15 protein-coding genes and 1 tRNA gene are annotated in these 14,100 nt (G+C 46.7%); 7 read left to right on the top strand and 9 right to left on the bottom strand.

Annotation, left to right across the window (positions count from 1 at the left end; all coding sequences use genetic code 11):
* Nucleotides 1-48: 48 nt before the first annotated feature.
* The 8 genes from rng to B8880_RS11700 form a co-directional block, all read right to left on the bottom strand.
* Nucleotides 49-1,527, bottom strand: a complete 1,479-nt coding sequence (rng, locus tag B8880_RS11665; protein ID WP_084257763.1) for a ribonuclease G — start codon at nucleotides 1,525-1,527, stop codon at nucleotides 49-51.
* A 171-nt stretch (nucleotides 1,528-1,698) separates the two neighbouring features.
* Nucleotides 1,699-2,976: a UDP-N-acetylglucosamine 1-carboxyvinyltransferase gene (murA, locus tag B8880_RS11670; RefSeq protein WP_084257764.1), complete on the bottom strand. Its 1,278-nt coding sequence runs from the start codon at nucleotides 2,974-2,976 to the stop codon at nucleotides 1,699-1,701.
* Nucleotides 2,977-3,015: 39 nt separating this feature from the next.
* Entirely contained in the window at nucleotides 3,016-3,270 is a 255-nt protein-coding gene (locus B8880_RS11675) for a BolA family protein (RefSeq protein ID WP_084257765.1), read from the bottom strand.
* A gap of 25 nt (nucleotides 3,271-3,295) precedes the next feature.
* Nucleotides 3,296-3,622 carry an STAS domain-containing protein gene (locus tag B8880_RS11680; RefSeq protein WP_084257766.1) on the bottom strand — a complete coding sequence of 109 codons (327 nt, stop codon included), beginning with the start codon at nucleotides 3,620-3,622 and terminating at the stop codon, nucleotides 3,296-3,298.
* A gap of 9 nt (nucleotides 3,623-3,631) precedes the next feature.
* Nucleotides 3,632-4,276, bottom strand: coding sequence for a phospholipid-binding protein MlaC (mlaC, locus tag B8880_RS11685; protein WP_084257767.1), 645 nt, complete (start codon nucleotides 4,274-4,276; stop codon nucleotides 3,632-3,634).
* Nucleotides 4,277-4,305: 29 nt separating this feature from the next.
* Nucleotides 4,306-4,803 (bottom strand): outer membrane lipid asymmetry maintenance protein MlaD, encoded by a 498-nt coding sequence (gene mlaD, locus B8880_RS11690; RefSeq protein ID WP_084257768.1) that lies wholly within the window; start codon nucleotides 4,801-4,803, stop codon nucleotides 4,306-4,308.
* A 59-nt stretch (nucleotides 4,804-4,862) separates the two neighbouring features.
* Nucleotides 4,863-5,648 (bottom strand): lipid asymmetry maintenance ABC transporter permease subunit MlaE, encoded by a 786-nt coding sequence (gene mlaE / locus B8880_RS11695; RefSeq protein ID WP_084257769.1) that lies wholly within the window; start codon nucleotides 5,646-5,648, stop codon nucleotides 4,863-4,865.
* Nucleotides 5,645-6,439 (bottom strand): ATP-binding cassette domain-containing protein, encoded by a 795-nt coding sequence (locus B8880_RS11700; protein ID WP_084257770.1) that lies wholly within the window; start codon nucleotides 6,437-6,439, stop codon nucleotides 5,645-5,647. The genes mlaE and B8880_RS11700 overlap by 4 nt, the downstream gene beginning before the upstream one ends.
* Before the next feature lie 200 nt (nucleotides 6,440-6,639).
* On the opposite strand from B8880_RS11700, the gene lptC reads away from it, so the two are divergent.
* From lptC to B8880_RS11735, 7 genes are all read left to right on the top strand, one after another.
* The gene (lptC, locus tag B8880_RS11705; protein ID WP_084257771.1) at nucleotides 6,640-7,224 is read left to right on the top strand and encodes an LPS export ABC transporter periplasmic protein LptC; all 585 of its coding nucleotides are present in this window, start codon (nucleotides 6,640-6,642) and stop codon (nucleotides 7,222-7,224) included.
* Nucleotides 7,202-7,711, top strand: coding sequence for a lipopolysaccharide transport periplasmic protein LptA (gene lptA / locus B8880_RS11710; RefSeq protein ID WP_084257772.1), 510 nt, complete (start codon nucleotides 7,202-7,204; stop codon nucleotides 7,709-7,711). The genes lptC and lptA overlap by 23 nt, the downstream gene beginning before the upstream one ends.
* A gap of 14 nt (nucleotides 7,712-7,725) precedes the next feature.
* Complete coding sequence (lptB, locus tag B8880_RS11715; RefSeq protein WP_084257773.1) at nucleotides 7,726-8,451, top strand: LPS export ABC transporter ATP-binding protein; 726 nt, start codon at nucleotides 7,726-7,728, stop codon at nucleotides 8,449-8,451.
* A gap of 32 nt (nucleotides 8,452-8,483) precedes the next feature.
* Complete coding sequence (gene ptsN / locus B8880_RS11720; RefSeq protein ID WP_084257774.1) at nucleotides 8,484-9,008, top strand: PTS IIA-like nitrogen regulatory protein PtsN; 525 nt, start codon at nucleotides 8,484-8,486, stop codon at nucleotides 9,006-9,008.
* A 39-nt stretch (nucleotides 9,009-9,047) separates the two neighbouring features.
* Nucleotides 9,048-9,917: an RNase adapter RapZ gene (gene rapZ, locus B8880_RS11725; RefSeq protein ID WP_084257775.1), complete on the top strand. Its 870-nt coding sequence runs from the start codon at nucleotides 9,048-9,050 to the stop codon at nucleotides 9,915-9,917.
* A gap of 7 nt (nucleotides 9,918-9,924) precedes the next feature.
* Nucleotides 9,925-10,001: transfer RNA gene (locus B8880_RS11730), tRNA-Arg, on the top strand.
* A 226-nt stretch (nucleotides 10,002-10,227) separates the two neighbouring features.
* A complete protein-coding gene (locus B8880_RS11735) occupies nucleotides 10,228-11,541 on the top strand; it encodes an anaerobic C4-dicarboxylate transporter (RefSeq protein WP_084257776.1) in 1,314 nt (437 codons plus the stop codon).
* 118 nt (nucleotides 11,542-11,659) lie between these two features.
* On the opposite strand, the gene arcB is transcribed toward B8880_RS11735, so the two are convergent.
* Entirely contained in the window at nucleotides 11,660-14,035 is a 2,376-nt protein-coding gene (arcB, locus tag B8880_RS11740) for an aerobic respiration two-component sensor histidine kinase ArcB (RefSeq protein WP_084257777.1), read from the bottom strand.
* Nucleotides 14,036-14,100: the final 65 nt, after the last annotated feature.

Here is a 14,100-nt window from a genome sequence, read left to right on the forward strand (position 1 = left end):
TAACTTGTTTTGCTATTAGTTTGTTTTGCAATCGGTTTTATCAACCGCCTACATGATGACCACATCAAACTGCTCTTGGTTGTAAAAGACTTCGGTTTTAACCTGCACCTGTTTACCGATAAACACTTCCAGTTCGGCTAAAATCCCGTGTGCCTCTTCGTTGATCAGATAATCCGCCACCGCTCTTGAGGCATACACCAAAAATTGTTCGCTGTCATATTGGTGATGAATGCGCACGATTTCACGCACAATTTCATAGCTGACGGTCTCCACCGTTTTCAGACTGCCACGCCCTTTGCACGCAGGGCATTCGGTGCACAACACATGCTCCAGACTTTCACGGGTGCGTTTACGGGTCATTTCCACCAGCCCCAACTGGGTGAAGCCGTTGACACTGGTTTTAACCCGATCGCGCGACAGCGCTTCGTTTAATGATTGCAGCACCCGTTCGCGGTGTTCTTCACTCTGCATATCAATAAAATCAATGATAATAATACCGCCCAAATTGCGCAGTTGCAGCTGTTGCGCAATCGTCTGCGTCGCTTCAACATTGGTATTGAAAATAGTTTCTTCCAGATTGCGATGGCCGACAAAGCCACCGGTATTAATATCAATGGTGGTCATGGCTTCGGTTTGTTCGATAATCAGATAGCCGCCGGATTTCAGGTTGACCCGTTTTTCCAAACCGCGCTGAATCGCATTTTCCACCCCGTACAGATCAAACAGCGGCTGGCTGCCTGCATAGAGCGACAGACGGTCGGTCAGTTCGGGCATAAACTCTTGGGTAAAGGTCTGAACTTCCTGATAGGTCAACTTAGAGTCTATCCGAATCAAATCGATTTGCGTGCCGACGAAATCGCGTAACACCCGCTGTGCCAGCGCCAACTCGCCGTATAACATCGAACGGGTCGGATATTTGCTTTTGCGCTCCATCACTTTACGCCACAAGCGTTTCAGAAATTGCGCGTCTTGTTGTAACTCCTCCTCCGAGCAACCCTCGGACGCGGTACGCACAATAAAACCGCCCAGTTCATCGCAATACTCTTCTACCAACGCTTTTAGTCTGGCACGTTCCTCTTCGCTTTCAATCCGCTGCGAAACACCGACATGACTGTTTTCCGGCATAAACACTAGATAGCGCGACGGCAGCGTGATATCGGTGGTTAAGCGCGCCCCTTTGGTGCCGAGCGGATCTTTAACCACCTGCACCACAATATCTTGTCCTTCACGCACCAGTTCGCTGATGTCTTTGACGATAAACTGCTTTTTTTCCGACTCATCGACGCATTCGGTATGCGATACGATGTCGGAAGCGTGCAGAAACGCGGCTTTTTCCAAACCGATATCCACAAATGCCGATTGCATGCCGGGTAATACCCGCATAATCCGCCCTTTATAGATATTGCCGACCAGACCGCGTTTGGCTTCACGTTCAATGTGCACTTCTTTTAATACGCCGGTATCCAGCAACGCAATTCGGGTTTCGTTCGGCGTTACATTCACCAACAACTCTACACTTGATGTCATACTGCACCTGTTATTATTCTTAAAATTAATGAGTTATATTCTAGCGTAAAACCGCACTTGGCAGAAATCGGATTTAAACTTCGTTCGGTTATTTTTCAGTTATTGTGACAAGGCGCAAAAGAAAACCCGAAACAAATCGGGTTTTCAATTGGATAGTCAGTAACGTTGTTCTTACTCTTCGCTCTCCGTATCGGAAAAACGTTCGATTCGTGCACCCAGACCACGCAATTTTTCTTCAATATGCTCATAGCCGCGATCAATATGATAAATCCGATCGACAATGGTTTCACCGTTGGCAATACAACCTGCCAGCACCAAACTGGCGGAGGCGCGCAGATCGGTCGCCATCACTTCGGCACCGTTTAAATTACCGACGCCGTAACAAATCGCCGTGTTGCCTTCAATATCGGCTTTGGCGCCCATACGAACCAGTTCGGGGATATGCATAAAGCGGTTTTCAAAAATGGTTTCGGTGATAACGCCCGTACCTTCCGCCACCATATTCAGCAAGGTGAATTGCGCCTGCATATCGGTCGGAAATCCCGGGTGCGGCGCAGTGCGGATATTAACCGCTCTTGGGCGGTAACCGAGCATATCCAGGGTGATCGTATCCTCGCCGATGTCAATTTGCGCACCGGCTTCACGCAGTTTTTCGATCACGGCGTCTAACGTAGGCGCCCGTGTGCCGCGACAAACGATACGCCCGCCCGAAATTGCCGCCGCCACCAGGAAAGTGCCGGTTTCGATGCGATCCGGAATAACGTGATGTTCGCCGCCGCCCAAACGCTCAACCCCGTCAATCGTGATTAAATCTGTACCGGCGCCGCTGATTTTGGCACCCAGCTTATTCAGGAAAAGTGCGGTATCGGTAATTTCCGGTTCACGCGCGGCATTCTCAATCGTGGTCGTGCCTTTGGCCAAGGTTGCCGCCATCATTACGGACAAAGTAGCGCCGACGCTGATTTTATCCATCACGATATTGGCGCCTTTCAAACGCCCGTCAACAAAGGCTTTGACATAACCGTCTTCCAGCTTGATTTTCGCACCCAGCTTTTCCAAACCGGAAATATGCAGATCAACCGGACGTGCGCCGATCGAGCAACCGCCCGGCAGCGAAACCTGCGCCTGACAGAAACGCGCGACTAGCGGAGCCAATGCCCAAATCGAGGCGCGCATGGTTTTGACCAGCTCATACGGCGTTACAAAATTATTGATATTGGAAGCGTCCAGATAAATGGTGTTTTTGTCTTTTTTCTCTACCGCAACCCCTAACTTGGCAAGAATTTTCAAGGTGGTAGTCACATCTTTCAAATCCGGCACATTGGTCAGAGTGACCGGCTCTTCCGCCAAAATCGCGGCAAACAGAATCGGCAGCGCCGCATTCTTTGCCCCTGAAATATCAACACTGCCTTTTAAACAGGTTTTTCCGTAAATACGAAACTTTTCCATTATTTTTCCTTTTGCTTGCGAGCGCAATTCGCGACTAAATTAAAGACCGTTCAATAACCGCACTTGTTTCCACTTTTCAACAGTGAACGTTTTGATGGATAACGCATGAATTTCATTGCTGGAAATATATTGCATTAGCGGGGCATAGATCAGTTGCTGCTGTTTGACTTTGCTCATTGAAGCAAAATCGTCACTGACTGCGGTTACATTGAAATGTGCATTTTCGCCACTGACGAAAACCTCGTTCAGATTAAGTTGCTCGCGCAAAATCGCTTCTATTGCTTGTGCGTCCATTGATGTTTTTGGTTCCTTGATTTACTTACTGTATAAACGGGGTTAGCCACTGTTCCAAATCATACAATTCGGCGAAATCCCGTACCAAGTGCGGTACCGCCCTTAATTTTACCGTTGTATATTGCGAATAGTGGTGAAGAATTTCACATATTAACACAAATCCTGCGGAATCCACTGTTTGCAGATGATTTAGCTCAATATATAAACAAGATTCAGGGGATAAAAAGGCGTTTTCCGCAAATAGCGCAGCACGCTGCTGCCACAACGGCAACAATGTGCTACGGGTCAATTCACCCTTTAATTGCAAGCAACAGCCTGGCTCGCTATTGCTGATATTCCATTCGAAGCTCAAGAGGCGGCCTTATTTTTCCAGTTTAATCGGAATGGCGGCACTTTTCTCGATTTGCGCGCTTAAGGCCTCAATGCCTTGTTGGCGCAAAATATTGCTCCATTCGTTTTTCTTAGTTTCAACCATGCTGACCCCTTCTGCCGCCATGTCATACGCCTGCCATGCGCCGGTGCGGGTATTTTTGCGCCATTTAAAATCCAGTTTGATCGGCGCCGCACCGTTGGTTTGAATGAGATTGACTCGAATACTGACAATATTTTGCTCACCGATCGGTTTTTCTTGTTCAATCTGGATCTGTTGATTGTTATACATGGTCAACACTTGCGCGTAAGACTGTTCGATAAAGTTAGAAAACGCATTGAAGAACTGATCGCGTTGCGCCGGCGTGGTACTTTTGAAATATTGTCCCAACACTAACGAACCGGCGTAATTCACATGTACATACGGCATCAATTCTTGTTTGACAATGGTGCGCATATAATTCGGGTTTTGTTGGATTTTTGCCTGATTGGCGCTAATCGAAGCAAATAACTTGTCCGATGCCTGCCGCATCAACTGGTACGGATTATCCGCCGCACTGGCTTGCAGTGAAGTAAATAGTGACATCAATACTATTGTGCCAACCACCATCCATTTATTTAACATTTTCTTTAGCATGACTTTCTCCTGTTCAGTATGCCTGCAAGCTATTCCGTTTTGCTTGCGTCGGTTTCAGTTTCTTTCTTGTCACCATACAAGAATTGACCGATCAAATCTTCCAATACCATTGCCGAAGTGGTGTCGTGAATCGTATCACCATTTTTCAACATAGCGATTTCGCCGTCATCAAAACCGATATTCAGCGCAATATATTGTTCTCCGAGTAATCCGGACGTTTTAATTGAAAGCGAGCTGGTTTCCGGAATTTTGTCAAACGCCTGATCGATACTCAAACTCACTTTCGGCAGGTAGGTTTGCGGATCGAGATCGATTGCAGTCACCCGACCGATCACCACACCGCCGGTTTTCACCGCCGCCCGCACTTTAAGACCACCGATATTGTTAAAAGTTGCTTGTAAATTATAACTTTTGCTTTCGCTAAAACCCTGCACGTTCGCCACGCGCAAGCCTAAAAAAACCAGCGCGGCAATCCCCAACAGCAGGAACAATCCGACCCAGAACTCATATTTAATGGTTTGACGCATTCTCTTTTCCCTTCTTACTTAATATCTTAATATGCTTATTTTGCCGTTTAACCATGCGCTTAATTGCCGCCAAACATCATGGCGGTTAACACAAAATCCAACGCCAGTACGGTTAATGACGCATGAACCACGGTTTTGGTGGTGGCGCGGCTGATACCTTCCGACGTCGGGCGCGCATCATAACCGTTAAACAACGCAATCCACACCACTGCGATTGCAAAAACCGCACTTTTAATAATGCCGTTCAAAATGTCCGTTTGCCAACTGACGGAGTTTTGCATGACCGACCAGAAACTGCCGCCGTCCACACCTTTCCAATCCACTCCGACCAAGGCGCCGCCCCAAATGCCGATCGCTACGAAAATCACGGTCAGGATCGGCATGGAGATGATTCCCGCCCAAAAACGCGGCGAAATCACCCGTCGTAGCGGATCGACCGCCATCATTTCCAAGCTGGAAAGTTGTTCCGTCGCTTTCATTAAACCGATTTCGGCGGTTAAGGCGGAACCGGCGCGGCCGGCAAATAAAAGTGCGGTCACCACCGGTCCTAATTCTCGCAACAATGAAAGCGCCACCAGCTGCCCCAAACTGCTTTCCGCGGCAAAGCCGACCAACACCACATAGCCCTGCAATCCCAATACCATACCGATAAACAAACCGGAGAGTAGGATAATCAACAGTGATTGCACACCAAGCACATACAGTTGCTTGATCAGCAACGGAAAATATTTTTTCGGCTGCGGTACGCCGACCAAAGCGCCGTAGAGCATAAACCCTGAACGGCCGAGCGCACGGAAGAAACTGATAACGACGGCACCCAATTTAGAAATGGCTGAAATAATCATACAAATAACTCGTCAATATAATTTTGTGCCGGATAATGAAACTGCACCGGTCCGTCCTCTTTTCCCGCCAAGAATTGGATCACGCGCGGATCGGCACTTCGCTGCAATTGCTCTGCCGTACCTTCCGCAATCACGGTTTGATCCGCCACAATATAAGCATAATCGGCGATACTCAACACTTCCTTGACATCGTGCGACACCACCACTGAAGTCAGATGCAGCGTTTTGTTAAGGCGCTTAATCAAGCTGACAATCACCCCCATGCTGATCGGATCTTGTCCGGTAAAGGGTTCGTCATACATCACCAAATCCGGATCGAGCGCAACCGCTCTTGCCAGTGCGACCCTGCGCGCCATACCGCCGGAAAGTTCCGACGGCATCAAATCCGCCGCACCGCGCAGCCCGACCGCTTCCAACTTCATCAATGCCAGTTGACGGATCATCGCTTCCGGCAAATTGCTGTGCTCACGCAACGGAAACGCAACATTGTCAAAGGTGGAAATATCGGTAAACAACGCGCCCGACTGAAACAGCATTCCCATTCGTTTGCGCACCTGATACAGTTTGGCATTCGATAAACGGGTAATATCCGTACCATCAAATAAAATTTCGCCGGCATCGGGGAACAGTTGTCCGCCTATCAATTTTAACAACGTGGTTTTTCCGATCCCTGACGGCCCCATAATCGCCGTGATCTTGCCGGTTTCGACTTTTAGATTCAGCCCTTGATAGATTGTTCTCGAACCCCGTTTGAAGGTGAGATCCTTGACTTCAACCAAATATTTATTCATTTTTCGCCTTGGTTTTATAACTGCTGCCTAACGGCAATTAGGCGAAATCTTGTATGAAATTGCTAATAATGTCAAATATTCCCCTAATTTTCTCTCGTGATTAATCTGTCCAAGCTTGCCTATCGGTAAGCGATTTGTGTTAGAATTCAACATTGGTAATTTTTTAATCCTTTAAATATCACAGTACAGCAGGAAAATTGATGAATGCTCGTTGGAATATCGTCTTAGTGGTGATCGCACTGGCTTTGCTCGGCTGGTATTACTCCTTAAATCAACAGGATGAAACCGGTTTGGCTGCCCGCATTCAAACTAGCGATAGCCCTGATTACACCGCAAACAAAATGGAAACTACGCTCTATTCCGTCGACGGACGCAAGCAGTATGTCGCCACCGCCGATGAAGTCGAATATTTTCAGACCAGTGGCGATACGCTGTTTAAATCGCCGGAAGTGTATTTATTCGAAGCCTCCAAAAGCGGCGGTAATCCGGTTAGAAGCTGGCGGTTGAGCGCTGATCAGGCCAAAATCAGCAAAGACAAAATTCTCTATTTAGATGACAACGTTTCGATCCAAAGTTTGTTGCCGGAAAGCAAGATTCACAGCCTGCAAACCTCAAGTGCGGTTGTCAATCTAACGACACAGGATATAACATCTGATACAATGGTCAGCATTGTCGGTCAAAGTTTTACTACGACCGGAAAAAGTTTAAACGGTAATCTTCGCCAACAGGTCGCAACCTTAAAAGAGCAGGTACAAACCCACTATGAAATTCAAAACACTCAGTAAATCACTGCTATTGGCCGGTACGCTTTTACTCTCTTTTTCTGCTTCGGCATTGAAAAGTGATACCCAGCAACCGATTAATATTACTTCTGATAACCAATCGTTAGATTTGGAAAAAAATATCGTCACCTTTTCCGACAACGTGGTGATCACCCAAGGCTCGATTTTGATTAATGCCCGCCAAGTAACCATCACCCGTCCTGCGGATAGCAGCGGAAAGGAAAAAATCGAAGCGTTGGGCAGTCCGGTGACCTTTCAGCAACAGCTTGACAACGGAAAACCGATTAACGGCCGAGCCGGTAAGGTCAATTACGATCTCGGCAGCCAATATCTGGTGCTGACCGGAAATGCCCAACTGAAACAGTTGGACAGCCAAATTGATGCCGAAGTGATTACCTATGATGTACAACAACAGAAAATGATTGCCAAGAACAGCGGCAAAGGGCGGGTGAAAACCATTTTATATCCGTCACAATTACAACAAAAATAACAGGTTAAGCTTTTATGTCTATTCTTACGGCACAAAATCTGGCGAAATCGTATAAAGGCCGGCAAGTTGTCCATAACGTCAGTTTAACGGTCAATTCCGGCGAGATCGTGGGTTTGCTCGGCCCTAACGGCGCCGGAAAAACCACTACGTTCTATATGGTCGTCGGCTTGGTCAAAAATGATCACGGCACCATCAAAATTGACGATCAGGATATTACCCTGCTACCAATGCACAACCGCGCGCAGCAAGGAATCGGCTATCTGCCGCAGGAAGCCTCGATTTTCCGCCGTTTAAGCGTGTATGATAATCTGATGGCGGTGCTGGAAATCCGTAAAGATCTGACGGCAAAGCAGCGTCACGAGCGAGCCGAGGAATTGATCGATGAGTTTCATATTGATCATATCCGCAATAATTTAGGGCAATCGCTCTCAGGCGGAGAACGCCGTCGGGTCGAAATCGCCCGCGCATTGGCGGTCAATCCGAAATTTATATTACTGGACGAGCCGTTTGCCGGCGTTGATCCAATTTCGGTTATTGATATTAAAAAAATCATTTTACACCTGAAAGATCGCGGGCTGGGCGTGCTGATTACCGATCATAACGTACGCGAAACCTTGGACGTTTGCGAACGGGCGTATATCGTCAGCGCCGGCAACATGATTGCTACCGGCAGTCCGCAAGATATTTTACAAAATGAGGACGTGAAACGCGTCTATTTGGGCGATCAGTTCAAATTATAACGCGTTAAAATTTAAGCGAGAGAGATTATCATATGAAATTTACTCATTTGCTCAGCCCGGACAATATTCGTCAGGGCGTCATGGTGTCGAGTAAAAAACGCGTGCTGGAAATACTCAGTGAGATCGTTAGCGCTCAAACCGGCGAAGAGACACAAATTTGTTTTGAACACCTGTGCGAACGGGAAAAAGTCGGTTGCACCGCACTTGGCGGCGGCATCGCGCTTCCCCACGCCAGACTGGCCGGCGGCGACAAACCGATTGCGGTTTTTTTGCAGCTTGCCAATCCGATAGATTATAAAGCCCCCGATAACCGTGAAGTCGATCTGCTGTTCGCCTTGTTTATTCCGCAAAATTTATGCGGCAACTGCAAACCGCTATTACCGGAAATTGCGCAAAAGCTCAACAATAAAACGTTGACCAAACAATTACGCGCGGCAAAAAGTCAGGAAGAGATTTGGGATATTTTCGCCAAACTGGATCTGCATGACGAAGACATCATCAACGGCCCGCAAAACGCTGCACCGCCAGTAGAAAACGCGGCAACGGTCGGTGCGTAGCAGATCACACAGGCGATCAGGCAGAAAGGAGACAAAGCAATGGAGCTTATTATTATCAGCGGACGTTCCGGTTCAGGGAAATCCGTGGCACTGCGTGTGCTTGAAGATATTGGTTACTATTGTATTGATAATCTGCCGCTGGCGCTCTTCAACCAAGCGGTCGATATACTGCAAAATAACCAAAGTGCGGTTGCCATCAGCCTGGATATCCGTAATATACCTGAATCACCGTTACTGCTGGAACAAGTGCTGCAACAATTGCCGACCAGCACCCGGGTTAAAATCATCTTTTTAGATTGCGAGCGCAGTATTTTGGTGCGCCGTTATAGCGACAGCCGTCGTCTGCACCCGCTTTCGGTCAAAAATATCACCCTTGAAGCCGCCATCGACATCGAACGGGAATTGCTCGAACCGCTGTTTCAGCACGCCAATTTAATTATTGACACCTCACACATCTCCACCCACGCACTGGCGGAGAAGCTGCGCCAATTTTTACGCGGCGATTCCAATAAAGAACTGAATATTGTGTTTCAATCTTTCGGTTTTAAATACGGTATTCCGTTAGATGCGGATTACGTCTTTGACGTACGCTTCCTGCCGAATCCGCATTGGGATCCGCAACTGCGGCCGATGACCGGACTGGACGAACCGATTATTGATTTTTTAAACCGGCACAATGATGTGCATAATTTTATTTATACTACCCGTAACTATATTGAGACTTGGCTGCCGTTGTTGGAAAAAAACAACCGCAGTTACCTAACCATCGCCGTCGGCTGCACCGGCGGAAAACACCGCTCGGTGTATATTGCTCAACAATTGGGCGAATATTTCTTGGGGCGCGGCAAAAAAGTTCAGATTCAACACAGTTCGTTAAGCAAGCACAAACTGCAACAATCCCACGAATAAATCCAGCGAATGTGTAGCTCAGTCGGATAGAGCAATCCCCTCCTAAGGGATAGGCCGGCGGTTCGAATCCGCCCACATTCGCCAGACCAATCTGTTGATTACCGTACAAAAAATCATACTTTCGTACATAAAGTGCGGTTTTGTGACACTTCCCTCTCTCTTTTTCTTTAATAACTGATAAAATAGCGCCACGATTCAGAAGCACTGATATGCACTCACCTGAATCCAGTATCCAGAAGTGTTCTTGTTCAAATTGACGAAACGCTTTTTATCATTAAATATTTTTCTTATTAAAATAATGGAGCAATTCATGTTTCTCTTTCAATTTGCCATCGTATTGCTGTGTATCCTGATTGGTGCCAGACTTGGCGGCATCGGCTTAGGAGTCATGGGGGGAGTCGGCTTAGCCATTCTGGCGTTCGGCTTCAATTTACAACCAACCAGTCCGCCAATCGACGTGATGTTGATGATTATGGCGGTTGTTTCTGCGGCGGCGGCGATGCAAGCCGCCGGCGGTTTGAATTATATGATTCAGATTGCAACCCGCATTTTACGCAAAAATCCGAAATACATTACCTTTATAGCACCGGCAGTGACGTGGACCTTTACCGTCTTGGCTGGAACCGGCCATGTAGCCTATTCGGTGCTGCCGGTTATCGCCGAAGTCAGTCGCTATAACGGAATCCGTCCTTCGCGCCCGCTTTCCATGGCAGTTATCGCCTCGCAATTTGCGATTGTCGCCAGCCCGATTGCGGCGGCGGTCGTCGCAGTGGTCGCCTACCTTGAACCGCAAGGCATCACCTTAGCGAATGTGCTGAGCGTCACCATTCCGTCCACCGTTCTGGGTATCTTCCTTGCCTGTGTGTTTGTCAACAAAATGGGGAAAGAACTGAAAGACGATCCGCATTACCAACGCTTGCTGCAAGATCCAAAATATGTGCAAGAAAATTCCGTGAAGTTAGATGTGGAAAATATGGAAATCAGCACCACCGCAAAATATTCGGTAGGGCTGTTCTTGTTCGGCGCGCTGTTGGTGGTTGTGATGGGGGCATTCCCTGAATTACGACCGCACTTTGACGGCAAAGCGATGGGTATGGCGCATACCATTGAAATTATCATGCTGACCATGGCGGCATTAATTATTCTGATCTGTAAACCGGACGGTACCGAAATCACGCAAGGCTCGGTATTCCATGCCGGTATGCGTGCCATCGTAGCAATCTTCGGTATTGCTTGGTTGGGCGACACCTTAATGGGCGCACATATCACCGAAGTGAAAGAGATGGTTTCCGGCCTGGTCGAATTTGCCCCTTGGACGTTCGCATTTGCCCTGTTTGCCTTATCGGTGATGGTCAACAGCCAAGGCGCAACCGTGGCCGTATTGGTACCGTTGGGAATTGCCCTAGGCTTACCGGCACCGGTGATTATCGCCACGTTCGTCGCCGTCAACGGTTACTTCTTTATTCCGAACTACGGCCCGATTATTGCCTCGATTGACTTCGACACCACTGGCACAACCCGAATCGGAAAATTTATCTTTAACCACAGCTTTATGATTCCGGGCTTGCTGAGCATGATCTTCAGCCTGATCTTTGGTTTCATCTTTGCCGGTATTTTCCTGTAAGGGGATTTATCAGCCAAACAAAAAGAGATATACCGCACTTTGGTATATCTCTTTATAAATGTCTGCAAACTATCTCACCGTATTACTTGTACTAAACTTAGCGTGCTCACGTCCTGTTCTAACGGCCGGCAATCCATTTCTTCAAGGCTTTCACGGCATCTTGCCATTCCTCTTGTATCACCTCTACCCAAAAGGCAATCTGTTTTTCCCATTGCGCCGAGTCCTCGTGCTGCGCCAACTCGGCAATGTCACGAATACGGTTCAAGCCGACCGAAGCCGCCGCCCCTTTGATTTTATGCGCCTCTTCGGCAACCGCACTTTTTAAGCTATGATCCTGTTGATAAGCCTGATAATGCCGGATGAGTTCTTCCAAATAGCCCGGCATCAACTGCTCAAACAACACCGCACTTTTCATCACCTTTTCCTTTCCCATCAACTCGATCAACTCATCTAACATAGGGTAGTCGAACTCCATTACCGCACTTTTATTTTGCGATTCGTCCATATCCGCTAGCGGCTCTTCCTTGGTCGGCTGATTTTGATTCGCCTCGCCAAACTCATCACTGAACAAGTGCTTTAAAGTTAAATTCAACGCTTCCAATGATAACGGTTTTGACAAGACATCATCCATACCTTGCTGCAAATAGTGATTTTTGTTATTCATCACATTGGCTGTCAGCGCCACTAATGGCGGTAGATATTCAATTTCGTCATCTTCATATTGCCGGCGCAAGATTTGGGCGATATCAAAACCGGACATATCCGGCAACTGAATATCCAATAACAGCAAGTCATATTGATTCTGATGAAATTTTTGCAACGCTTCTGTGCCGGTCATGGCAATATCGACGTGATACCCCAGTTTTTCCAAAATGGATTTGGCAACGATAATATTCACCTCGATATCTTCCACCAATAAAATATTCAAGGCCGCTACGGGGTGAGCCAGAGCCGCCTTATCCAAGGTTTTTTCCACTTCCGGCGCATTGATGGTTAAGGTAAATGTTGTGCCGACATGCTCCTCACTCTCTACCGTCAAGTCTCCCTCCATTAACGAGGCGATTTTCTTTGAAACCGACAAGCCAATACCGCTGCCTAAAGCCCGCATATTGTTTTGCGACTTCACTTGATAGTACATGGTAAAAATTTTATTTAACTCGGCCTGTGGAATACCAATACCACTGTCACTAATCTTGAATACCAATTTACTTTGCTCAACCTTGGCTACGCTCAATTTCACCCAGCCTTGCGGCGTAAATTTGACCGCATTACTGATCAAATTCCATAACACCTGACTCAATCGAATAGGATCAACCCAAATCCAGTCCGGCAACGGATTTTCTAACATCATCTCAAATTTCAGGTTCTTTTGCGCCGCCATGACTGAAGCAATATTATTAATATCATTTAATAAGTTATTGAAATCACATTCTTTATTAAATAATTCGATTCGATGCGTTTCAATCTTTTCCAAATCAACCAAATCGTTAAAAATATGCCCCAATGACACCGCACTGACCTTGATTGTTTGCAAATAGTTACGTTGCTGCTCGTCCAGATGACCATCTAACAAAATCCGGCTCAAACCGATAATCCCGTTTAACGGTGTTTTCAATTCATGACTAATCGTGGTCATCATATTGGTTTTATCACGGCTGTTTTTTTCTATCATCTCTTGATAAGTGGTGCGTTCGGTAATATCACGTCCAAAGCCGATAATCATATTTTGTTTGCTGACTTTATCGTAATAAGGCACTTTCAAAATTTCAAAACAAGCCGCCTGCCCATCGGGATAATACAACCATTGCTCATAACTGATGCCTTTCTTTTCCTTGCTCACCTGTATATCAGACTCAATCGCTTTTTTAGCCGTGCGATCCGCATAAATATCAAAAGGCGTAAGTAATTTTAATTCGTCTGATTTTTTACCGGTCAATTTTTCCATCGCTTTATTTGCGCCCAAAAAACGGTGATCTTCGCCACGATAAAAAACTAAATCCGGCGACGCATCAAAGAAAGAGCGTAATAAATGCGCGCTTTGTTCCAATTCTAATTGAATCCGCCCTCTCTCCCGAACTTCTTGCTCAAGATGTAAAAGTGCCGAAGTCAGCTCTTGTTCTGCTTTTGCCCTTTCATCAATTTCACGGCTCAACAACAAGTTTTTTTTATTCAATTCCTGATTTAACTGATAATCCTGCATACGCAAGGTTTTTAGTTGAATCAGGGTTTTTTCCAACCCTTGCCGCGCCAATTCCAGTTTTTCAATCACGACCAAAAAAAAGTAAATCACAAACGGCGCCGAACACAGCCCGAAAATCACCGAGCGCCAAATATCTCCCCAATTCAGTTCTCCGGTAAACAACAACGTGCTGCCCGCTTGGATTAACAAGGCATAAGCCCCTAAAATCAGCAATCCCAGTAATGAAAATTTTAATTTGCCGATACGGATAATCCAGTCGATATAATTTTGCAGATAGATTTTTACATTTTTCATAATAGTGATCTGAGAAAGTGATGTTGATAAGACAAAGTGCGGTTTGAAACCGCACTTTTAAAACG

The organism is Pasteurella testudinis DSM 23072 (assembly GCF_900176075.1).
Taxonomy (GTDB): Bacteria; Pseudomonadota; Gammaproteobacteria; order Enterobacterales; family Pasteurellaceae; genus Chelonobacter; species Chelonobacter testudinis.